Annotated in this window: 20 protein-coding genes and 1 pseudogene; 10 read left to right on the forward strand and 11 right to left on the reverse strand. The window is 43.8% G+C overall.

Annotated elements, in window-relative coordinates; genetic code table 11:
- Positions 1-3: 3 nt before the first annotated feature.
- The 8 genes from OU793_RS07505 to malK all read right to left on the reverse strand — a co-directional run bounded on the left by OU793_RS07505 (position 4) and on the right by malK (position 9981).
- Positions 4-1236, reverse strand: coding sequence for an O-antigen ligase (locus tag OU793_RS07505; RefSeq protein WP_140103508.1), 1233 nt, complete (start codon positions 1234-1236; stop codon positions 4-6).
- Positions 1202-2254, reverse strand: a complete 1053-nt coding sequence (locus OU793_RS07510; protein WP_024699641.1) for a glycosyltransferase — start codon at positions 2252-2254, stop codon at positions 1202-1204. The genes OU793_RS07505 and OU793_RS07510 overlap by 35 nt, the downstream gene beginning before the upstream one ends.
- Positions 2254-3066, reverse strand: a complete 813-nt coding sequence (locus tag OU793_RS07515) for a putative capsular polysaccharide synthesis family protein (protein ID WP_031778534.1) — start codon at positions 3064-3066, stop codon at positions 2254-2256. Before OU793_RS07515 ends, OU793_RS07510 begins: the two co-directional genes overlap by 1 nt.
- Positions 3044-5224, reverse strand: a complete 2181-nt coding sequence (locus OU793_RS07520; RefSeq protein WP_005478105.1) for a polysaccharide biosynthesis tyrosine autokinase — start codon at positions 5222-5224, stop codon at positions 3044-3046. The genes OU793_RS07515 and OU793_RS07520 overlap by 23 nt, the downstream gene beginning before the upstream one ends.
- A 14-nt stretch (positions 5225-5238) precedes the next feature.
- On the reverse strand, positions 5239-5772 hold the full coding sequence (locus OU793_RS07525; protein ID WP_005463089.1) for a polysaccharide biosynthesis/export family protein: 534 nt from the start codon (positions 5770-5772) through the stop codon (positions 5239-5241).
- A gap of 12 nt (positions 5773-5784) precedes the next feature.
- Complete coding sequence (locus tag OU793_RS07530) at positions 5785-6990, reverse strand: outer membrane beta-barrel protein (RefSeq protein WP_180793891.1); 1206 nt, start codon at positions 6988-6990, stop codon at positions 5785-5787.
- Between the two features lie 10 nt (positions 6991-7000).
- The gene (locus OU793_RS07535; protein ID WP_023584596.1) at positions 7001-8401 is read right to left on the reverse strand and encodes an undecaprenyl-phosphate glucose phosphotransferase; all 1401 of its coding nucleotides are present in this window, start codon (positions 8399-8401) and stop codon (positions 7001-7003) included.
- A gap of 461 nt (positions 8402-8862) precedes the next feature.
- Complete coding sequence (malK, locus tag OU793_RS07540; protein WP_005463102.1) at positions 8863-9981, reverse strand: maltose/maltodextrin ABC transporter ATP-binding protein MalK; 1119 nt, start codon at positions 9979-9981, stop codon at positions 8863-8865.
- A gap of 674 nt (positions 9982-10655) precedes the next feature.
- On the opposite strand from malK, the gene malE reads away from it, so the two are divergent.
- The 3 genes from malE (at position 10656) to malG (ending at position 14391) form a co-directional block, all read left to right on the forward strand.
- On the forward strand, positions 10656-11834 hold the full coding sequence (malE, locus tag OU793_RS07545) for a maltose/maltodextrin ABC transporter substrate-binding protein MalE (protein WP_005463104.1): 1179 nt from the start codon (positions 10656-10658) through the stop codon (positions 11832-11834).
- 79 nt (positions 11835-11913) lie between these two features.
- Positions 11914-13488 (forward strand): maltose ABC transporter permease MalF, encoded by a 1575-nt coding sequence (gene malF / locus OU793_RS07550; protein ID WP_005499668.1) that lies wholly within the window; start codon positions 11914-11916, stop codon positions 13486-13488.
- A gap of 12 nt (positions 13489-13500) precedes the next feature.
- Positions 13501-14391 (forward strand): maltose ABC transporter permease MalG, encoded by an 891-nt coding sequence (gene malG, locus OU793_RS07555; protein ID WP_005463109.1) that lies wholly within the window; start codon positions 13501-13503, stop codon positions 14389-14391.
- A gap of 419 nt (positions 14392-14810) precedes the next feature.
- Here the strand turns inward: malG and OU793_RS07560 are convergent, their stop codons facing one another.
- From OU793_RS07560 to OU793_RS07570, 3 genes are all read right to left on the reverse strand, one after another.
- Positions 14811-15056, reverse strand: coding sequence for a hypothetical protein (locus OU793_RS07560; RefSeq protein ID WP_201452291.1), 246 nt, complete (start codon positions 15054-15056; stop codon positions 14811-14813).
- A 165-nt stretch (positions 15057-15221) separates the two neighbouring features.
- Positions 15222-15707: an acyl-CoA thioesterase gene (locus tag OU793_RS07565; protein ID WP_005499665.1), complete on the reverse strand. Its 486-nt coding sequence runs from the start codon at positions 15705-15707 to the stop codon at positions 15222-15224.
- 271 nt (positions 15708-15978) lie between these two features.
- A complete protein-coding gene (locus tag OU793_RS07570) occupies positions 15979-16635 on the reverse strand; it encodes a cupin domain-containing protein (RefSeq protein ID WP_069497625.1) in 657 nt (218 codons plus the stop codon).
- A gap of 206 nt (positions 16636-16841) precedes the next feature.
- Between OU793_RS07570 and OU793_RS07575 the strand changes: the two genes are divergently transcribed.
- From OU793_RS07575 to OU793_RS07605, 7 genes and pseudogenes are all read left to right on the forward strand, one after another.
- On the forward strand, positions 16842-17984 hold the full coding sequence (locus OU793_RS07575; RefSeq protein WP_025525335.1) for a hypothetical protein: 1143 nt from the start codon (positions 16842-16844) through the stop codon (positions 17982-17984).
- On the forward strand, positions 17974-18903 hold the full coding sequence (locus OU793_RS07580) for a metal ABC transporter solute-binding protein, Zn/Mn family (protein WP_180793890.1): 930 nt from the start codon (positions 17974-17976) through the stop codon (positions 18901-18903). The genes OU793_RS07575 and OU793_RS07580 overlap by 11 nt, the downstream gene beginning before the upstream one ends.
- A gap of 2 nt (positions 18904-18905) precedes the next feature.
- Positions 18906-19697, forward strand: coding sequence for a metal ABC transporter permease (locus OU793_RS07585; RefSeq protein ID WP_180793889.1), 792 nt, complete (start codon positions 18906-18908; stop codon positions 19695-19697).
- A 282-nt stretch (positions 19698-19979) separates the two neighbouring features.
- Positions 19980-20699 (forward strand): beta-ketoacyl-ACP reductase, encoded by a 720-nt coding sequence (locus OU793_RS07590; protein ID WP_025788417.1) that lies wholly within the window; start codon positions 19980-19982, stop codon positions 20697-20699.
- A 182-nt stretch (positions 20700-20881) separates the two neighbouring features.
- Positions 20882-21472, forward strand: coding sequence for a hypothetical protein (locus OU793_RS07595; RefSeq protein ID WP_029829971.1), 591 nt, complete (start codon positions 20882-20884; stop codon positions 21470-21472).
- On the forward strand, positions 21465-22943 hold the full coding sequence (locus OU793_RS07600; protein ID WP_140103503.1) for a hypothetical protein: 1479 nt from the start codon (positions 21465-21467) through the stop codon (positions 22941-22943). The genes OU793_RS07595 and OU793_RS07600 overlap by 8 nt, the downstream gene beginning before the upstream one ends.
- A gap of 551 nt (positions 22944-23494) precedes the next feature.
- Positions 23495-23743, forward strand: a pseudogene (locus OU793_RS07605) (cupin domain-containing protein); the annotation flags it as partial.
- Positions 23744-23783 lie beyond the last annotated feature (40 nt).

Consider the following 23783-nt stretch of genomic DNA (forward strand, 5'->3'; position numbering starts at 1 on the left):
TTATTAAAATTCGTGACTTTTATTGACTGGCAGCGAATGGATGACTGTCTGAGGTTCTGGTGTTCGTTTTCGACTGATCATAACTGGCAACAAAAGTATCAAAATGATGGTGGTATTTACGGCAACGAAGAACACCATGATGAGGGCGTAAACCGCGAGTAAAAGACTTTTTCTGTTGTCATCAATACTGCGAAAACAAAATTTGATGAAAAGAAAGTAGCCTCCAAACAGAAAAGCAATGCCAAGCAAACCGTATTCGATGGCGGTATCAAGCACAAAGTTGTGGGTGTAAATCGCTAGTTCATCGTAGTTGAAGTAATCGATCATAAAGTTGGGCAGCATTTTGGCGCCCACGCCTAAAATAGGATGCTGCGTTAAGATATCCATGCCGTTTGCGAGTAGCAGCTTACGATGCAAGTTGGACACCCATCGCGCTTCACTTTGGTTGGCAAACAAAATGTCTTCTTGAGTGATCTCCAGTTTATCGGCAAGAGCATCAAAACCGACGTAGAGCGTGGTAGAGACTGTTCCAATAACCACAAATGCCAACGCCAAGAGAAGCATCCATGTATAGGTTTCACTGATGGTTTTTCGCATCCAGTTTTTAATAAAAATCTGGTCGAGAAAAAACAGCAAACAAAAGCCCAGCAGAGCTTTTCGTTCTTGAGATAACACGAGTAGCGCAAATGCAACTAGCATTAAAAAAGGGAACAGGCGAATTTTGTAGCGATACAAATAGAGTAGCGAGCACAACACTCCAAATCCGTATTTACTGACCCCGAGTAATTTAAATCCGCTTTGATAGCCTTGGGCGAAGTGCCATGCTGCGACTAGAGCACAGATGATAAAAAGTAGGTAGGTGAAATAGACCATCACTCGCTCATCATCAAATGCACCGTAAGCGTAAAGTAAGCTCAGTAGACAAAGAATGGCTAGCCACTGAACGGTTTCGATCAGTAGTGGGGCCAAAGGCACTCTGTTCAACAAACCATTGATAAATACATATCCAGTAAACAGCACCAAGAATCCGATACATGGATGCAACAGTTGCTTTGATCTTCCTTCTAAAATGATCAAGGCGATTAAGCCAACAGAAAGCAAACTTGCGATATCGGAAGGCGCAAGTGCCACGCCACCTACAGCGAATTTCACTGGGACAAAAAACAGTGCCAGAGTAATGGCTGCAAGGAGTGGAACGGTATTACTTATCGGTACAGAGCTGTTGGTAGATTCCATAATAGCCCTCTCGAAATTTGTCGATGGTGTAGAGTTTGGCTCGGTTGACGGAATAATGACTTGCCGAATTGTAAAGAGCCGCGTCATCGCAAAGCTCTGCAACCTTTTGTGCAAGCCGATTGCTATCACCGACTTCGAACAGATATTCTGAGCTGCCGGTAACCTCATCTAATCCCGGAACATCGGACGCTAGTACGGGCAAACCTGCTGCCATCGCTTCTACGGCGGCGAGCCCGAATCCTTCAACGTGGGAAGATTGCACGTAGATATCCATATCGCTGAGAAAACGAGGGATATCGGATACGACTCCGTGAAAATGCACGCGAGGTAAAACGTTTAACGATTGAGCAAGTCGTTGAAGCGAGGCTTTTCTGTCTCCATCTCCGGCAAGGTGTAAGTGGTAGCACTCAGGCAGTTTTGCGATGGCGTGAATTAACGTTTCGTGATCTTTGTGTTCATGTAGTCGGCCAACCATACCAATGTTGATGGTTGCTTTCTCGCTGATATCGTGGGCTTGTTTAGCCGCCATTGGGAAGCGATTTAAGTCGACGCCGTTATGTACAACTCGATACTTGTGTTGGTACCGAGGCATGAACTTCACCAATTCTTCTTGAACTTTTTCACTGATGCTAACGGTATAGTGGTGACCCCAATAGAGGACATATTCGATGAACTTAAACAGAGGGTAATCTCTGCGTCGGTTGTAAGAGCAGTGCTCTGTTTGAATGCGTTTTTTCCCGATCGCAAGCAGCGCTAGATAAATAGACGGATACAGGTGTCCGTGAACAAGATCTGGCCAGCGTAGTAGTGACCATTTTTCCGATAGAGACAGTGTCTGCCAGTTAAAGCATTGGATTCCCTGTGCGGAGAGTTGTTCCAAATAGTCGTTCTCAGCACACAACACGAGGATCTTGATTTCATACTCGGGATTATGCTCGAGCACCAAGTCCACTAAGAACTTTTGCGCCCCACCATTTTGAGATAGGTCGTTGATGATGTGTAAAATTTTTGTTTTCATCAGTGCGCCATTTGATACTTTTGTTTGAGTTCGGAAATTTCACTTGAAGTAAAAAAGTGGGTCGTCAATTTGGATGACAACATTTCCTCAATAAACTCGGGTTTAGGTTGATAGCTGTTTTTGAAGTCATTGATCAGCGAGGAGTACCATTTGTTGTTTGATTGGTTGTCGTGGACCACATCAACTGGATAGCCGAGAAAATCGCCAACGGTAGCTGGTGATTGCTTCAGCTTGTCACTTCGAATTACGAGCAGAGAAAAGTTGCCTTGTTGGTAGGTTTGGCAACCAGCTTCATGATCGAACGGTTTATTGAACACGTCGATCCCTGTTAGCGTTTTGATTTCATTATCAAACCACTCCAAAGGGTAGTGGTGATTCATGTGCTCTTCGAAAGCTTCTTGCAACAATTGCGGACGCTCAGAGCGAATTGCACTGTCGTCATTTAGGTATTTTTCTGCCATCCAGAAAGGTAACGATTGAAAGAACATCGAGATATTTCTACCAATCGGCTCTCTCACCAATGAGATGATGCGCACGTCTTGTTTACGTTTGAGCATGTGGCTCATAACGCTTCGCTTGAGCAGACGTTTTACATAATGCTTGTTTGGTTGATGCAGCTTAGCTCTCACTGGAGAGATCTGCTTGTTCGCATCAATCGCCATAAGATCATGCAAATGAATCGAGTTAGGAATCGACTTTTCTAACGCACTCGAGCCGACTTTACCCATTTGATATATCAGCACCGGGCGTTCTTGGCTTTTTAATATCTGATACCAAGACGCATGTGGATTAGTAGGCGTATTTCTGGACATATAAAGTCTCTCCTTCCTTAGCTTTTGCTTGAGTGATAAGCACGCCAAGAGACGGTATTGAGTGTTGTATTTGTTTAGATAGCGCGACATTAACCAGTGATGCTTTGGTGGACTCGGAACGAATCACTGTGATGAGTCCGTTCGCATATTGGCCTAAGATGAGTGCATCACTGACCGACAACAGCGGTGGTGTATCGATGATGATGCGATCGTATTTATCTTGAAAATGGTCCAGTAGTTTTTTGAAACGATTGGATGCCAGCAACTCTTGTGGGTTGGGTGGAATCAGCCCAGCAGGTAGTACATCTAAATTGGCGTCATCGATGCGAACGATACAATCTTTTATTGCGGTATCCATCGTCAATATGTTGGTTAAACCTGGCTGGGACTCAGGAATATTGAATCGTTTGGCTAAAGATGGACGACGCAAGTCGCAGTCGATAATCAACACTTTCTCCATAGTCGAGAAGGACACCGCCATATTGATGCTGGTGGAGGTTTTGCCTTCCTCTGGAATCGCTGAAGTAAAAGGTAAGATCTTTTGCTTAGTGTTGGTCAGCCTTAATAGCAACGACGTTCGAACAGAGCGACAAGCTTCGCTAAAGAGTTTTTCATCTTTATCTAAGTAGGCGGTATAACTTACCCCATTTTTTCGCAGGGTACGTTTTTTCACCATTGGGATAACCCCCAAGCATGTCACGCCTAGCTTATCTTGAACATCGTTTGAAGTGCGGATGACTTCTCGCAACGTTTCTAAAATGATCACCAATGCACAAGCGATAGCAAAACCGAAGAATGTGGCGATAAGCACCAGTTTCATTCGTTGTGGCGCGACAGGAAACAGTGGAATGATCGCTTTATCAGTAAAGCGAGCGGTCACATTTTTGTAATCGCTAGTAGCGCTGGTTTCTTTTTCTCGATTTAAGAAAGCTTCGTAAAGATCTTTGTTTGACTCTACTTCTCGTTTCAATTGCTCATAGCGCGCCTTTTGCGAACCCAATGATTGGAAATCTGATTTTTTTCTGTCCAGTTCTTCGCGCAACATGTCTTCTTGAGCTTTCGCTGCAAGTAAGTCTTGTTGCTTACTAAAAGAGATTTCGCGAATCAATTGCTGAGTTCGCTCTTGAATAGAGGCGAGTTGCGCTTTCGCTTGGACCATTCGATCGTGTTTTGGTCCATAACGTTGCGCCAGTTCAGAAACGTTCTTCGCAGCTTGGGCTTCGGAAAGTTTTAAATCACGAATCTGAGCTTGATTGGCAAACTCGTCAATGGACAGCAGGCTATCAAGATTTTGAGAAGATTTTCTTTTTAGTAGTTGGATCAAGGTTTGCGCTTCGATGCGCTTATTGACAGCGGTATTGAGTTTACGGTTAAGCTCTTCTAGTTCGTTGGCGTAGATGTCGTCGATGCCGTTGATATCAATCAGGCCTTCTTTGAGCAAAAACTCTTGCAAAGCATGCTCTGATTTTTTTAAGCGCTCTTCGAGTTTTTGAGAGTTATTAGTCAGCCATGTTGCTGCATTTTGAGTCACTACGAGCTTGGCTTCGAAGTTGGCATCAATATAGGCCTGACCAACCGCGTTCGCGACTCTTGTTGCTAACTTTGGATCGGCAGAACGAAAGCTAATTCGCACTAACTGTGTGTTTCGAACAGGTTCAATTTCAAGCTTTCTTTTGAAGGCTTGAAGTGCTTGATAGTAAGATTCAGAGTATTGTGATGTCTCTTTTGGGCTAGGAGAAACATTCAATAAATCTTGTACTAACGGGACTGCTTTGATGTCGTCGATTTTTTGTTTTAGTCCACCAGAGCTCGTAAATTCAGGGTGTTGAGTTAAATTCAGTTCATTAATGACTTTGTCGGCAATGTGGTTGGATTTCAGAATAGCGATTTGTGTTTGAAAGTACTCTTTCTTGGTCGTATCTACGCCATACACTTCTTCAATTGACAGCGCACTTTTTTGCTCTTCTTGAATCAATAACGTTGCTGTTGCTTGGTAAATAGATGTTTTGGAGTAGATGTACCAAGTGCACGTCAATGAGAATATAAGCGTGAACGCAGCAATGCTAAGCCAGTTTTTTTTCAGTGTTTTAAAGTGATGGCCAAAACGAATCAGTTCCACTTTGTTCATCTGGAAATTGTTGGGATGAGTTCCGTTCATTTGATTACCTGTCACTAGAAGAAGCTCTGATCAATAAAGACAATGTCACCTGGTTCAACCGTGCGCTGCATACTCACGCCTTCTACGGTTTTGCCAGTTTTGTGTTTGGTTAAGTTAATGCTTTTACGTGAAGCTCTATCGGTGAGCCCGCCAGCTAGTGCGATGGCTTTTTCTATTGTCAGTCCTGGTCGATACTCAAATCCTCCGGGTTTACGAACTTCGCCATTGACGTAAAACAAACGGAAGTAATTGATTGTCACCATGACTTTCGGGTTGATTAGATAGTCACCTTTTAAGCCCGTTTCGATTTCGTACTTGAGCTGTTTTGGCGTTTTATTGATCGCTTTGATTCGTCCTAGGTAAGGGTAATCAAAGTAACCATCTGACGTGATGAGGATGTTTTTAATAGAAAGATCTTCCTCCCCGTAAACTTGCACTGAAATAGTGTCACCAGTATCGAGTAGGTAATCTTGTTCGTTTGAATTCGCGCTAACAAAAGTACTGAAAAGTAGCAGAGCTAGGCCAATTAACTTGAATAATGGATTCATTAACATTCCTTGTTACAACGAAAATTGCGCGCTTAACGTCCAGACATTTTGGTCGTAGCTATAACCTGAACGATTGGATGTTTTGTCTTGATATTGCCAATCCGCTTTCAATTGAATCCAGCGTCTAATTTGATAATCAACGCCAGCGGAAAGGGTATATCGTTCGTCGTTTCTCGTGATGCCGGTGTAATCATCTTCTTGATAAATGCCACCTAAACGAGTGGCTAAATAGCTGTTCCAATCGTGTTTGATATCTAGGCGATAACGAGTCTGTAAGTTGTAGTCACCATCTTGGTCAGGGTTGACGGCTGCTTGGGTAGTTTTGACCGTCACCAACGTTTGCTCTTGTGGTAGCCATTCAAATCCGATATCCCAGCTAAAGCCTTTGAAGGTTTCTCGTTGTTCACTATCAAAGTCTTTAACTTGATAGCCAAGCCTTGCGATACCTTGGGTTTTCCCCGATATTTCCCACTCAGCACCGGTGTAGTAAAAGCCGGTGTCGCTGTCTTTTGATGCAGCGCGAGGGTTTTTGTTAAGGTACTCGGTGAAGACTTGTTTTGTCCCAACTAACCAATAGGTTTTAGGAGTCGCTCTAAGGTAAAACTCAACGTGGGCGTTTGGGGCGCGGAAGTCGTTGTACTTAGTTTTTGCGTTGGGCTTGCCAGGTAAACCGTTACGATAATTTTGGTAAGTTTTATCGCTGTAGCCTAAGCCAAATTCGAATCGTCCTTTCGCACCAGCAGAGCCAAACACGTAGTTGGTTTTCAAATCATTACGGTAAAACTCGATAGGTGAATCGAGAAGGTTACCTTGTCCTTCAGTGATGTCTTCACCGCGGATTTCATGCAATGCCTGAAAACGATAATCCACGACTAAACGATGACGATGATTGAATTCAAAAAAATTGGTGAACTGAAAGGTATGGTCATCGTAATCATTCTTATCGTCCGAAGAAAAGCCCGCTTTTAGCTTGTACTGAATATCTGCGCGATATTGATTGCGCTCGATACGTGCCAACAAGCTAGGCTCTAGTACCCAAATGTTTACGGATTCTATATCTTGAGATTTTTCCGCTTTGTTAATGTTGTCGTCACCTTCGTAGAAGGCTTTGACTAATGGGATAAACTCAATGCCAGATTCAGTTTGATACGCCATTGGCTCTGCTAATGTAGCTGTTGAACAAAGGGCAAGCGCAAGTGCTGGAGTTGTTGTTTTCATCATCGCCGCCTTAGTACGCATTTGAGCCAGTAAAACCTTTGAACACGGTAAGGAAGATGATTTTGATGTCCATCCAAACCGACCAATGATGGATGTAATCCAAATCAAACTCGACGCGCTTTTCCATCTTATCGAGTGTGTCGGTTTCGCCGCGATAGCCGTTGATTTGAGCCCAACCTGTAATGCCTGGTTTGACTTTGTGGCGCAACATGTAGCGGGCGACAATCTGACGATATTCTTCGTTGTGTGCAACGGCATGAGGACGAGGGCCAACGATCGACATAGTGCCTTGTAATACGTTGATAAACTGCGGCAGTTCGTCTAATGAGGTGCGACGTAGAAAACCGCCAAACGGAGTAATACGAGGGTCGTTTTTCGTAGCTTGTTTGATGTTTGGCCCTTGATCCATCGTCGTCATCGAGCGGAACTTCCAAACTTCGATTTTTCGACCATCCAAACCATAACGATGCTGCTTAAATATTACAGGGCCTTTTGACGTCAACTTAATACCGATGGCGATAGCAAGCAGGATTGGTGATATCAACACTAAGATAATGCTAGAGAACAAAATGTCTTCGAAGCGTTTAATCCAGGATGAAACGCCAGCAAAAGGCGTATCGAACACGCTGAGAGTTTGAACTTGACCAATTTGATCCCAGCGAGAATGGAGCAGGTTGTAAGTAAAGAAATCCGGGATCAGATAGGTGTTCGCTGTGGTGTCGGAGAACTGGTTCAGGATGGAAGCAATGCGCTCTTTAGCATGCATTGGCATCGCAATGTATACGTAATCGACTTCTCCTCGTTTTGCCCGTTCTAACGCTTGGTTTACCGCGCCTTTGATTGGGTATTCGGAGCTAGGCAATCTGTCGCTAGAGCGTTCGTCATAGAAGCCGTCAAATAGAACACCATGCTCGGTGTGGTTTTGAATCTCGTTGGCAAGGGTAATGCCGTGAGGGGTCTGGCCGATGATGATAGCGGTGCGTGTGTTGAAGCCCATTTTTCGCAAATAGGCCAAAACGGTACGAAAGGTCACTCGCCACGCCAACAGTAATGCCGGCGTAATAGTAACCCATAACGCTAAGATACTGCGGTCAAACAAAGGGTAAACTTCGGAAAAGTAAAGCACCATGAAAAGTAGGGCGCTTGTCATTAACCACGACATGCAAACAATGAACATTTGCTCTCTAAATGAGCTTGTCCGCCATGAGCGATATAGGTTGCCGCTCTCCGCCATAAACAAAAATGAAATCCCCCCGACGAAGGACAAGATGACGTAGTCCTTATCCATCGAGGTATTTGTGTCTTTCAATACTAGGAGCAGCATAAAGGTGACAATGACAGCAAGATCTGAGAGGCGATATAAAAAAGCGAACTCCATCTCATAAGAACGAATTAGTCCTTTGTGTTTCATGACCTAGTTTCCCTTCTAGCACGCTACCGCCATTGGGGTGATTGCCCAATAGCCGTGTCGCGAACGTTTTAATTGATGAGCAGAGACATTTCTATGAATGTTTCTGAATTTCTGTAACGCATAAATTCGAAGGTAAGTTTAAAAATTCGTGTTGTTTAGGTAAGTGGAAATAAGAATGAAATTTAGACCTTTGGCTAAGTTTTGCTGTTTAGGAAAAAGCTGGTACTTGCTACGCAGGGATGAGGAAAAGTATTAAGAAGCGAGTTTGATGATAAAAACTAAGGTTTAATTTCTTGATGGTCTAACGGATGACTTATTTACAGGGAAGTTAATGATTTAGTCTTGGGTGCGGAGTATGAGTGATGAGTCCAGTGAGCGAGTGATGTCGGTCATTTATGTGGTTTTGATACAAAAAATCCCTCTCAGGAGAGAGGGATTTATAACAACTATAGGTGAATAACTTATTCGAAATCTACGCCATTTTCTTTAAATAGACGTTTACAAGCACGACCATCACTATGGAATAGGTGACAACGGTGAGCAGGAATACCGATTTCCAATTTATCGCCCGTGTCGACAGCTAGCGTGTCTGGTTGACGATAGATCACATCCGCGTCTGCGCCTTCTAGGTTTAGGTAAACCTGAGTTTCGTTACCAAGCTTCTCTACGATCATCACTTCACCGTGAATGGTTGCGTCAGCTTCGGTTGCAGAAAGTAGGTGCTCTGGGCGAATACCCAAAGACATACGGTCGCCACGGTTAACGGTTGTACCATCTACAGGAATCCAGAATGATACGCCGTTAGATAGCTGAACTTTAACGCGTTCTGATTCTACTTCATCGATGAACACGCTCATGAAGTTCATTTTTGGAGAACCGATGAAACCAGCCACAAAGCGGTTCTGTGGGTAGTGGTAAAGTTCAAGAGGTTTACCAACTTGAGAGACGTAACCACCATCTAGTACGACGATTTTATCCGCCATGGTCATTGCTTCCACCTGATCGTGTGTAACGTAGATCATGGTGCAGCCAAGTTGACGTTGTAGTTTGGTAATTTGCGCACGCATGTTTACACGTAGCGCGGCATCTAGGTTAGACAAAGGTTCATCTAGAAGGAATACGTTTGGTTGCGATACCAGTGTACGGCCGATAGCCACACGTTGACGCTGACCACCTGAAAGTGCTTTCGGTTGACGCTCAAGCAAGTGACCCAGTTGTAGGATTTCTGCTGCGTGTTCAACACGTTTGTCGATTTCTGCCTTGTCTGCTTTAGCCAGTTTCAGACCAAATGACATGTTGTCGTATAGGTTTAGGTGTGGGTATAGAGCGTAAGACTGGAAAACCATACCAACACCACGTTTGGATGGTTCGACGTCATTCATGCGCTGGTCACCAATATACAAATCACCTGAAGTAATGTCTTCAAGACCGGCAATGCAACGTAGAAGGGTAGATTTACCACAACCAGATGGACCTACGAAAACAACAAATTCACCTTCGTCAATCTGTAGGTCTACGTTTTTAGAAATCAGTACGTCGCCATACGCTTTACAAACATTTTTTAACGTGACACTCGCCATGTAGCTCGTCCTCGATCAATTTTTTTATTATTCACCGCTCATCATTATATGAATTATCTAGCGAGCAGTAACAGTAGGAATCGGTAAGTTATTGCGGTTGGTAAGAAAAGTAGGGTAGCACTTCAATGAAATGTCCTAAATAGAAGTGCTACCCATCATAGCCAAGTACGAGTTTCTCTCCCCCACATTATTCGTGTTGTCTCCCCCGTGAAATAATTACCACAAACAACACCAATAATGACATTCCACTCGTCTGGCAATGCAAAACCAGCAAATCTTTTTACCTAGCTAATAGGCACTGCTGGGAAAGGGTTCTTACCATCCACTCTTGGATGAATGCAGTTTCTAAGATTGTGCTAACTGCTACATCCTCCTAATCGAAATAATTGTAGGGGGAGTAGATGGGGAGGAGTAAAAAAGGAGGAGTAATGAAGCAGTTGGGCGGAAATCACATTATTGCACCGCCTAAAGTTGAAACCGATCACAGGAAGTATTCATTTTGTGATTTGAGTCTCTTACCCTTGGCGATTTAGATCACGAAAATACGTCATAATTGTAAGGGCGTAGGGATTAGGAGGATGAGACATATTGGATTATTTCAGATGATATATGTCGAAATACGGCTGAACCTCAATGGACTAGCCCTACATCAAAAATATAAAAAGGATACGAACATGAAAAAGTTAAGCGCTGTAGCACTAGGTACTCTTGTTGCTTTGGGTTCTTTTGGTGCTAATGCTGCCATCGAAGAAGGACAACTTACTATCTGGATCAACGGCGACAAAGGTTACAACGGCCTTGCTGAAGTTGGTAAGAAATTCGAAGAAGACACTGGTATCAAAGTAACAGTGGCTCACCCAGACGGCCTTCAAGATAAATTCCCTCAAACAGCAGCAACAGGTGATGGCCCTGATATCGTATTCTGGGCTCACGACCGTTTCGGTGGCTACGCAGAAGCTGGCCTACTAGCAGAAATCAAACCTTCTAAAGCAATCCAAGAAGGCATCGTTGACTTTGCATGGGATGCAGTACGTTACGACGGCAAACTGATTGGCTACCCTGTTGCGGTTGAGTCTCTATCTCTGATCTACAACAAAGATCTAGTTCCAAACCCACCAAAATCTTGGGAAGAAGTTGCAGCGCTAGATGCAAAACTTAAAAAAGACGGCAAGTCTGCAATCATGTGGAACCTAAAAGAACCGTACTTCACTTGGCCTCTAATGGCTGCTGACGGTGGTTACGCGTTCAAATACACTTCTGAAGGTTACGACGTTAAAGACGCAGGCATCGCGAAAGAAGGCGTGAAAGACGCGATGAACTTCGTGAAAGGCTTGGTAGACAAAGGCGTTATCTCTGCGGATATGGACTACTCAGTTTCTGAGTCTGCATTCAACCAAGGTAAAGCTGCGATGACTATCAACGGTCCATGGTCTTGGGGCAACATCGAGAAGTCTGGCATCAACTACGGCGTAACAACACTACCTAAGTTCCAAGGTCAGTCTTCTAAGCCATTCGTTGGTGTACTAACTGCTGGTATCAGCACTGCGTCTCCAAACAAAGACCTAGCGGTTGAATTCCTAGAGAACTACCTACTAACAAATGATGGCCTACGTATGGTTAACAACGACAAGCCTCTAGGTGCAGTAGCGCTTAACTCGTTCCAACGTGAGCTAGATTCAGATACTCGTATCGCTGCGACAATGGACAATGCGATGAACGGCGAAATCATGCCAAACATTCCTCAAATGAACGCATTCTGGGGTGCGGCTAAGAACGCAATCATCAACGTTGTTGACGGTCGTCAAACTGTAGATGCAGCACTTGCAGATGCAGAAAAACAAATGACTAAATAATTCAGTAATACTTTTTTAAGGAGGGGGCAACTCCTCCTTACTTTTCTATATTTATTCTATATTCGCTAGCAGGTTCCCTATGCAGTCAGTTCAAGGTACAAATGCTATGACAGCACCAGAAGCCAGCCTTCCGAGCAGCAAAAAAGTGTTCATCAAATGGTCACTTTTAGGCACAGTCGGCATTCTCAATGGCTACGCAACAATCCTAATGTATTCTCGCGGTGAGATTGCGTTTGCACTACTTACGATCATTCTTACCGCTTTAGCGTTGTTCATTTTCGGTAGTAAAAAGACGTACGCACACCGTTACATTTACCCTGGTATTGCAGGGATGATTTTGTTCATCCTTTTCCCTTTGGCATATACCATCGGTTTGGCGTTTACTAACTACAGCGCGAAAAACCAACTCTCATTTGATCGTGCTCAGAGCGTCCTGTTAGACAGAACTTACCAAAGTGGTGATAGCTATCCATTCACTTTGTACAACACCGAGCAGGGCCACCAAATTGTGGTTGAGAAAGATGGCGAGCTACTAGCAACTCCTGTTTTCCAACTTCAAGGCTTCTCAGAGACAGACTTAGACCTAGCGCCTATTACAGAGGCGGCAGGCGATAAAGAGCCAATCAAAACCATCGTGAAGAACCGCACTGCGCTAAGTAGCGTTGACCTGCATCTTCCGAACGGTGACGATATCCGTATGAGCGGCTTGCGTAAGTTCGCAGCAGTGGTTCCGCTCTACACGTTACAAGAAGACGGCGAAACCCTTTACAACAACCGTACCCAAGAAACACTGCGTCCAAATATGGAAGTGGGTTACTACCAGCCAGTGGATGAAAACGGTCAGTTTGTTGGCAGCACAGTGTCTCCAGGTTTCGTGGTGAACATCGGTACGCACAACTTTGAACGTGTGTGGAAAGATGATGGCATCAAAGAACCATTCATCAGCATCTTTATCTGGACTATTGTTTTCTCTGCGCTAACCGTAGTCTGCACATTGGTTATCGGCTTAGTGTTAGCAAGTGTTGTTCAGTGGGAAGCGTTGAAAGGTCGTTCAATCTACCGACTACTACTGATTCTGCCTTATGCGGTACCGGCGTTTATTTCTATCCTGATCTTTAAAGGTTTGTTCAACCAGAGCTTTGGTGAGATCAACATGCTTCTGGAAGGTTTGTTTGGTATCAGCCCGGCATGGTTCTCTGACCCATTCATGGCAAAAACCATGATCCTGATTGTGAACACGTGGCTAGGCTTCCCTTACATGATGATTCTATGTATGGGTCTGCTAAAAGCGATTCCGGATGATCTTTATGAAGCATCGGCTATCGATGGTGCGAACTTCATCACCAACTTCACGCGTATCACAATGCCGATGATGCTGAAACCGCTGACTCCGCTATTGATTGCAAGCTTTGCTTTTAACTTCAACAACTTCGTACTTATCCAGTTGTTGACAGGTGGTGGTCCAAACATGATTGGTACATCAGAACCTGCGGGTTACACAGACCTATTGGTAAGCTACACCTACCGAATCGCATTCGAAGGTGCAGGCGGTCAAGACTTCGGTCTAGCAAGTGCAGTAGCAACACTTATCTTCCTATTGGTTGGCGCGTTGGCACTTATCAACCTACGTGTAACTAAAGTAGCTCAAGACTAAGGAGAGATTACAATGGCAATGGTACAAGGTAAGTCATTAAAGTATCGTGTTTGGGCTACTCATATTGCTATGTGGGCATTCTTAGCACTGATTATTTTCCCATTATTGATGATCATCGCGATTTCGTTCCGTGAAGGTAACTTCGCAACGGGTAGCTTGATCCCAGACAACCCAACGCTTGACCACTGGAAGTTAGCGCTTGGTTTCTCAATTACGAACGCAGATGGCACCGTAACACCACCTCCATTCCCAGTAATGACGTGGTTGTGGAACTCGGTAAAAGTTGGTGGCATCTCTGCAATCTTGATTGTGGCGCTGTCTACAACATCGGCTTACGCGTTTGCGCGTATGAAGTTCAAAGGTAAGAACACCATCCTCAAAGCGATGATGATCTTCCAAATGTTCCCAGCGGTATTGGCATTGGTTGCTCTATACGCGTTGTTCGACAAACTTGGTCAGTACATTCCTTTCCTTGGTTTGAATACGCACGGCGGTCTGATCTTCGCTTACTTAGGTGGTATCGCACTGCACGTATGGACGATTAAAGGCTACTTCGAAAGTATTGACTCGTCTTTAGAAGAAGCGGCTGCTCTTGATGGCGCAACACCATGGCAAGCATTCCGTTTGGTATTACTGCCACTGTCAGTGCCAATTCTAGCGGTAGTATTCATCTTGTCGTTCATCATGGTAATTGGTGAAGTTCCTGTAGCATCACTACTACTTTCTGATGTAGACTCGTACACACTTGCAGTAGGTATGCAGCAATACCTATATCCACAAAACTACTTGTGGGGTGACTTTGCTGCTGCTGCAGTTCTATCAGCAGTGCCAATCACTGCAGTATTCTTACTTGCTCAACGCTGGTTGGTTGGTGGTCTAACCGCTGGTGGTGTGAAAGGATAATCTCAAGTGGTCTGAGATTGACAAGAATAACTAGAAAAGGGCGACCATATGGTCGCCCTTATATTTAGCATCGATATTACACTTTTGGTTTGGCCGCCGATCAGTAATATCCTGCTTCTATTGGCGTTACGCATAGCTGGCTGTTAGCTTAGTTCCTTACGATTCAATCACTAACAGTTTTTGTAACCATAACCTGAGTCTTGACTCAGGTTTTTTTATGCTTAATAAACACACAAAGAGTAGCGGCTTTGCAATGGATTACACAGGGACGCCGAGGTGCCCTGCGAATCACTTCACATAAATACCTGTGATGGTAGGAAAGTATGAGATTTAGGTCTTACTAATGTGCGGTGTCGTGGACGTATTTACAAGTAAGGACGTCAGTTTTAACGAGGTGAAGACGGGAAATGCCGAGGTACTTAAAACTCGCGGCTAGATGGCGCGCAGCCAACGTATTGTAGCAGTGTATACAAGCTCTCTTGTTGTAGCGCTACGCGACGAAACAGGTTGGCAAAAGTGGTATCGCTGCCGAAACAGGTCTGAATATAGTGGTTAATTTCCGATTCGTTATAACCCTCGACGTACATGGTTCTTACCCATTGATATTCGACCGCTTTCAAATTGGTCAACGTCTCTTCACTTAAGGTTGTTTGCTTTAGTCTCAAGATCCAAACTCTATATAGCTCCAAAATACTGGGTGGATTTAAGCAAAACAAGGTGACGGAATTATGACAATGTGTCACGAGTGTGAAGCAAATGGCCGAAGCATGATGTTGCTTCACACTCTGAGTTGGAAATAGGGGTAGATCGGGGCTTTCTAAGCAGGAAAATTACTTAAGATATTTAACGTGCGCTTCCATCTCTTCGCCAATTTCTTTACGCATATTCATTAAGCGAATAGCCGATTGCTCTAGAGCCTTGTCTTCATCAGATTCAGGAATCCACTTCGGTACGTCAGTAGGTTTACCGCTTTCATCTACGGCTACCATAATCACGATACAGTGCGTAGTTAAACGATTCTTCATCTGTTTTGGATCGCTAGCTTGAACATCAATGGCGATGTGCATTGAGCTTCGACCGGTGTAAATGACTTTCGCGCTAACTTCCACAAGGTTGCCAACATGAATAGGCGCAACAAAACGAATCCCACCCGCGTAGGCAGTAATGCAGTATTTTCCACTCCAAGCGGCACTGCATGCATAAGCGGCTAAGTCGATCCATTTCATTACAGCGCCGCCGTGAACCTTTCCGCCAAAATTAACGTCACCAGGTTCAGCTAAAAAACGAAGGGTAATATCTCTTTGACCACTGCTCATCTGTCATTCCTTTGTGAGTTATTGTTCTCCCAATGTAGCAGGAATGTCAGTAGTGTTGAAATAGGAAAATAGTACACACCAAGTTTTAGAAGGTGAGGAGTGTTAGTATTGTGGATAAGCGTTGTACGTTAATATATTTTGGTTGAGTTCAAAATATTCTTAAAGATAGATATTACTTCAACTGGGCATTTATCATATCTTTTGATTCACTTTAAATCTTTGGGGAGACATGTTGTGACAGACTACTCCCCATATGTGTATTTAGGAACGATCAACTTCTGAGCGGCAAATGTCCTGTTTTCACCCAAATTACCGTTTCTTCCTCTACAAAAGGGAAGTGCTCACTCATGTGGGGTGATCGCAACCAAGTATGTGTTGGGTATATACCTAGCTCATCCCTAAACTCGCCAGACAACACAAAAATTTCTTCTCCACCAAAGTGTTTGTGAGGTTGAAACTTTTCGCCTTTGGGCCACTTCACCAACGCAACGTGCTCGTGCTTAAAATCATGTAAAGGCATCACTTGTAGTCCGCCAATGCCAGGCAACCATTCTGTTTCTCGAGTATTGATTCGAACAGTTTTAAGATCGTTCGGATCAAATTGATTGAGCTTGACCAAAATGACACAACCTTTCTCGCTAAACGGCGCGTGCAGACTGCCGGGTGGGTTACGAAGATAAGAACCTGCGGGATAGTCGCCATTTTCGTCAGAGAAGACACCATCGAGCACAAAAATTTCTTCTCCGTAAGGGTGAAGGTGAGGAGAAAAACGCGATCCTGCTTCGTACTTCACTACACTGGTTACGTGACCAGATTCTTTTGCCTCTCGCTCCAATGGCTTACGCCACACTCCTTGAGAGGGGCTAGCAACCCAATTTTGGCTGCCTGTTTCGATGACGACCCTTTGAGAAAAATCCATATTCAACATACTGAAATACCGTTACTTATTTTGTCGGTTCTTGCTCCAATTATACGTTTAAAAACGTAATTTGATGCAATGGTTGGTTAAGCAATGTTCAACGGTTTTCTGAATACAAATGGGTTCTATTTTCAATTATTCCTTGTGTAATGATAATTGTTATATTATAACAACTTAAAAATCATATGTTATAACATAACAATAAGGAAAAAGTAGTGAATAAAAAATTGGTTTCTCTAGTCATCGGTAGCATTTTTGCATCCCCTGTTTTTGCCGATACGTTGTCGAATCCACAAATTGGTGTTGTTTTGGACGGATATTACCAAGATGGACAGCGTCATAACTCAGAGCGAGAAGAAGGGTTTGGCTTGGGTCATACCGAGCTTAGTTTGTCTGCAAACATTGACGACAAATTCCATGGCGCTTTGACGACAGTGCTGGAAAGCCATGCTGACGACACCGAACTGATGTTGGAAGAAGCGTTTATCGAAACCTTGGCTTTGCCTTACGGCTTTAATGTCCGAGCGGGGCGTTTTCTTTCCGATTTTGGTTACTTGAACAACCAACACATGCATACCGATAGTTTTGTTGAGCGTCCATTAGCGTACCGAACGTTTCTTGGTTCGCATTACTATGATGATGGCGTGAGAGCGAGCCTTGTTCTTCCGACAGATCTGTTTGTGAAATTTGGTGTTGAGGCGCTAAGTGGCAGCAAGATGTCGGCAGTGGATGAGGGTTCTGACGTTGGTGTATTTACCTCAACATTAAAACTAGGTAGCGACATTTCAGATTCTTCTAGTTGGCAATTTGGCTTGAGTTACCTGCGAAACAAGAACGGCAAGGTGGAAGAATTTGCTGACCATGATCATCATGCTGATACCGGTCATGACCATGAACATAGCCACGCTGCTACGATTACTGGTGCGAATCTTTATGGTGCTGATTTTGTTTGGAAATGGGCCCCGGATGGTAACTACAAGTACCGCAACTTTACGTTTTCTGCCGAGTACATGTTGTTGGATGGTGTGGTCGACAGCAAATTTAAAGATGAAGCTGAATCCCCTGATAACTTAACAGCATATTACGTTTCGGGTGTATACCGATTTAACCCTAGCTGGTCTGCTGGCGTTCGTTACGGCGAAGCGGAAAGCTACGATGGTCATGCTCATGGTGACCACATGCATTTCACTGCGCTAAATGATAAAGAAGTCGATGCGATGATTGCGTGGGATTCTTCGCACTTTGGTACTGTTCGTGCGCAGTACACGCGTGCAGAAAACCAAGACAAAGAAAAAGAGAACGTCTTTACATTGCAATACGTCATGACTTTTGGGGCGCACGGTGCTCATGCGTTCTAAGTCATTAACCTTTATCTCTAAAGGTTTAGGCACAATGGCAGCGATTGCTGCCATTGTTTCTTCTCCAACATGGGCTTTGGATATTTTTGTTTGTGAGCCGGAATGGAAAGCTTTATTGCAACGCCACGCTCCAGAAGCAAATATCTATTCTGCTACTACCGATAAACAAGATCCACATTACGTGCAAGCTCGCCCTTCGTTGATTGCGAAAATGCGTCAAGCCGATTTGGCTATGTGTTCTGGAGCAGAGCTAGAAGTAGGGTGGTTGCCTATGCTACAGGCACGAAGCTCAAATGCTGCGGTGCAAAATGGGGCAAAAAGCATGATTTACGCTGCCAGTTTTGTACGTATGCTGGATACACATCAACATGTGGATCGCAGTATGGGTGACATTCATGCGCATGGTAATCCGCACGTGCAGTTTGCGGCGAATGACATGATTACGCTTTCGCGCGTTGTGACTCAGCGTTTGCAAGCGGTTGATCCTGAAAATGCGCCAACCTACCAGCTCAATGGGATGAAGTTTCGTGCGCATTGGCAAAAAAAACTCAACGAATGGGAAGCAAAAGCTAAGCCGTTAAATGGTAAGCAAGTTGTGGGCTATCATTCCACTTACCGATATTTGTTCGATTGGCTGGGCATGGTTCAAGTTGCGGATCTTGAGCCCAAACCAGGGGTATCGCCGACGACCTCGCATCTGCAATCACTGACAAAGTTGGACGCAAGTTCGTTTGATGCGATTGTGTATTCGTCTCACCAAGATCAACGCCCCGCAATGTGGTTGCAACAACGAACAAACAAACCTGTCGTCCAATTGCCTTTGACGGTGTCAAAAGAGCAGAACTTAGATGAGCTGTACGATGAAGTGATTGCCGAGTTACTCGATGTGTTTGTTTCTCCTAGCGCTGTGAAGTTTTGATCATGACTGAATACACATGGTTAGCGCCGGCTATTTTGTGCGGCGTGATTGCGCTAATTGGTAACGTCGTACTTGGCCAGCAAGTATTGCAGCGGCAGATCATTTTCATCGACCTTGCGGTGGCTCAAGTCGCAGCATTGGGGGCGGCGCTTAGTCATTATTGGCTAAACTCATCTACTTTGTACGTGAGAATTCCTTGGTTATCGGAATCTTGGTTTGGTGCAATGCTTGGCCCTTGGATAATGTCGTTATTGTTATGCGGATTGATTGCTGCATTAGAAAAGCGAAATCATCCGCATCTTGAGCCGATGATTGGCAGCTTGTTTGTGGTATCTGCCTCTTTGGCGGTGTTACTTGTTAGCAAAGACCCACATGGTGCTGATTTCATTCAAGGGATTTTGAATGGTCAGCTACTGTGGTCGACATGGCAAGATGTTTGGCCGTTGACGGTAATCACTGGTGCGATGTTGTTGCTAGTACGTACAAAGCCCGAATTTATGCGTGGTAGCGGTTTTTATCTCATCTTCGCTATTTTGATGCCGATCACCGTCAAACTGACGGGGATTTACCTAGAGTTTGCTTTATTGGTGATTCCCGCTTTATGCGCTGCGAGCCTTAAAGGTAGACGTTTTTTAACCGCCAGTTTAGGTATCGGAACTATTGGTATTTTGTTGGGGATAGCAGCTTCTGCAAAGTATGATTTGCCTAGTGGTGCAACGATTGTTATTACGCTGTTTATGATGGGTTTAGTTTTTAATATCTTCTCACCGCTGAGAAAAATCGTGTTGTTATAGATGAAGAGTTAATACCAAGCACCATTTGCGGTAATGGTGCTTTTTTTTTGCTTGTATTCAATTGGTTAGTTCCTCGCTCCATTTCTCTGTTTTAGTATTCAACTTGAGAACCGCCAGAAACATCATCAAGTTGTCTTGATTCGTTCACATCAGACTTCCAGAATATTCCTATAGTTTCATTAACGAAATAAAATCCTTTGCGTATGAGAAGCACAAACCCACATAACGATAAGCGCCTAGGATCAAGCAAGTTTGTAATCTCAACATTTAAGGAAGACCAAGATGAAACACGACAAAGTCGCCGTAGTTACAGGGGCTGCTCGCGGTATAGGGCAGGCCATTTGCGAACAATTACTCGAAGATGGATTCCACGTCGTTGGGCTGGATATCTCGCCTGTGGAATGGAGCCAGTCGGCGCAGCTAAGCAGTTATCAAGTCAATTTGTGCGATGCCGCTGCTGTTAGCGAAGTGGTAGACAGTATTGTAGAGCAGCATGGAAGAATCGATACGCTGGTTAATAACGCGGGTATTACTCGCGATGCATTGTTGCCAGACATGTTAGAACAAGACTGGGACAGCGTAATCGATGTGAACTTAAAAGCTGTGTTCTTACTTACTCAACGCGTCGCGCCAGTAATGCTAGAGCAGGGCGCAGGTAGCATTGTCAGCATTTCTTCTATCGTGGGTACGGATGGCAATATTGGCCAGAGCAACTACGGCGCAAGTAAAGGCGGCGTCATCTCAATGAGCAAAGGCTGGGCGAAAGAGCTATCAAGAAAGGGGGCACAGATACGCGTCAATTGTGTCGCGCCAGGTTTTATCGCTACCGACATGACCAAGAACCTGCCAGAAAAAGTCATTCAAATGATGGAAAGTAAAACGCCCCTAGGACGTATGGGCTCGGTGCAAGATATCGCCAATGGCGTTGCGTTTCTGGTCTCTGATAAAAGTGCGTTTATAACCGGACAAGTGCTCAAGATTGATGGCGGGTTGGTGCTTTAATGTTCGAACCATAACCTCAAGTAAAAAACGCTCTTTGCTCAGGTGAAGGGCGTTTTTGTCTCAAGATAAATGCATACAAACATGGAGAGTTAAATTGCCAGTTATTTACTCGGTATAACAAAACGCAATTGGTCTATCCGCAAAGCGCACATGTAATATCCATAAAAACATGGATTATTCATATGAAAAAATTATCGCTACTTGGCCTGCTTACTCTCTTTGGCTGTAACCAGCAAAACACTCCGACTCCAGACCCAAATCACAACCAACCACACCAAAGTTTTAAAAAAACGCCGGAGATTGCTAAAGAGCTAAAGGCTCAACCTACAATTGATGACCAATTTGCTCTGCTATATCGAAAATTTGATTACACACTAGATAGAAGTGATTCCCTGACAGGTCGCGATGAAAATAAAGACGGAATACGCGACGATATCGAGGCATTCATCAATGCGTTAGAAGTGTCAGAGCCAGTGCGCAATGCATTGAAGCAAAACGCTCGTTACTCTCAAAAAAATCTATATTACGACTGGAGTGAAAAGACCGAAGCTAATATCTATAAAGCAATGAAAATTGGTTTCGAGTATGAAAAGGTCATTGCTTGCAAGGATTTTGTCGGTATCCCAGTAGATGATTCAATCGATACGTCAAAAACGATAAGAGCACTTACCTATAACACTAAAGCCAGAACCATTGCTTATTTGGCTTATAATCATTTGCAAGATGGTTCAGTAAGCACATCGCTCCCAGCCGAGGAGCAGTATTGTGAATAAGCTAACGAGTGCACTTTTGTTTCTTACGATATTCCCTGCGCATGTCAGTGCTAACTCCTGTGATATTGAAGGCTACACAATAAGTTTTTTTAATGGTGTTGCTACGTCGAAAGACGCTGCGGTCGAGGGAAGGAAGAAAATAGAATCAACCCTTGGTATCAAGCAATTCAACGGTGAGCCAGTTGAATATCAACTGTTCTACAATGACTCTTACATTGAAAGTAACGGGTTGAATGTCTTAGCTGATTTTGCTGAAACTTTTGATCAAAGAACACAAGAGTTGGGGCAAAAGCAATTTGACCGATGGGAAGCGTTTTGGGAAATCGTTAGCGGACGTCAGGACAGTTCCATCATCCAAAAAATTAGTGCGACTTTTTCATGGTTTAAAGGGTTTGTTTCTGACCTTCTCAGCCAAGGTATGAATACGATGATTCGTGAGTTTTTGCAGCTCTTGAGTACTTCGATTGATTCACCTGATACTGAAAAAACTCAGATGCAGCATAAACTCATCAATGATTCCAATACATGGAAAGGCAAAAAGCTAATTTATATTGCTCATTCGCAAGGAAACTTATGGGTGAACCAATCTTACAAGTATGTTGTTTCTCAATTAGGATACGACGCTGATAATATTCACGTGGTTCATATTGCGCCGGCCTCGCCAACATTAACCCCTGATAGTGACTATATTTTATCAACCTCTGACCTTGTTATTAATGGCCTGCAACTAACGGGAATTGGCTCTGTCCCTGTACCGAATACCGCTATAGCGCCAAGCACAGCAGACATTGCAGGGCATGGTTTAATTGAAATCTATTTAACTCATCCTGACTCGATTAACAAAATCAAGAAATCTGTGGGGCGAGCTTTTGATTCACTTACCAAGCCGGACATGGAAGAGCATCTCTTTGAAGTGACCTATCAATACACGCCTTCTTTTGTTGAAAGTCATGCTGAACCAGAGATTAAATTTGTCGATAACCCAAGCGGGGATTGGTTTGAAAAAGCCATGTATCCACATTACGATGACTCGTACTTTGAATATGATTCTGCCGCTTACAATTACAAACTCAAATCTGTTGCTGGCTTAAAATACTTATCTCACCAACGCGACAAAAAAGACAGAGAGAACCAAACGTTTACCGTTGTTCAATGCTCAAATATCCCAAATGATGACCCATTAATATTGGGTGAAAAATCCGAGGCATTAATATGGTACGGATATGATGAGCAACCGGACAATACCAAAGTTATTGTGACAGTCAGAGATAGGTATGGAAGAAAGCTACAAAGTGGAGAGCAATCGGTGAGTGAACTTCGCCGTAAGGGGTGGCGTTATCAAGGTATATTCCTTGATTTGAAAGCGAAGAATCCTTACTCACAGAAAGAAAAGAGTTTTATAGAAAAACAAAATCTAGAGACTAGGTATGAGCTTCACTCTAATTCTATTCTACTACCAACGGCATCATGAATAGCCATTAGGCTCATTGCACAACACAAATTTGTTGCGCTGACCTCGTCTAAAAATGAGCGATGCTGAACACAGGTACTTAACACAACAAACGCCCCTCCTATCTCTAGGAAGGGCGTTTTTTATTGGAGCAGTTCGTCGAGTCGTTAGCATGCCATTATGTTCTATTTTTACCTAGAGTGGTTACCCATAACATTTCTTAGCACACCTATTTGAACGAACATGACTTATGTCGATATAGTGCAACTAACTACATAAATAATGGCTATATACGAATTATGAGCAATAGAAAAATCGCTGTGCTAATTGACTCATAATTGCCCCATTTCAATTCAGCCCCCTCACTCACGACGTTCCTGAGTATCGACGTTTGCCCTAATTTACTAATGACTTAATAGCAGTTTAGCTGTATCTGAGTGCTATAGATGTAGGTATATGTGGACTGGCTAAACTATTCAGTAGAGAAACAGAGATTATCTTTCTTCTGGAGAATTCTGGATAAGTTCGTTACATTATTTTTTCATTCGGTATAAGGATTTACTCGAGTATTTATGAAGTTTTGTGACGAAACGTTGGCCCCTCCAATACTGGCATATGCACACAATTATTCTCATGGGGATGTAGAACCACCCCATACTCATCAGTGCGCTCAGTTTTTACATGCTTTAAACGGTGTTATTCGAGTGGATACACAATCAGAGTCGTGGGTTGTGACAACGAATCAAGGGCTATGGATACCTGCAGGTATCTCACACAGCCTCAGAATTACGGGGGACGTTCGAGTTCGTACGCTTTTTGTTGATCCTATGGCCAGGGCAGACCTTCCCAATACCTGTGTGC

The organism is Vibrio sp. VP6 (assembly GCF_028823755.1).
GTDB lineage: Bacteria > Pseudomonadota > Gammaproteobacteria > Enterobacterales > Vibrionaceae > Vibrio > Vibrio parahaemolyticus.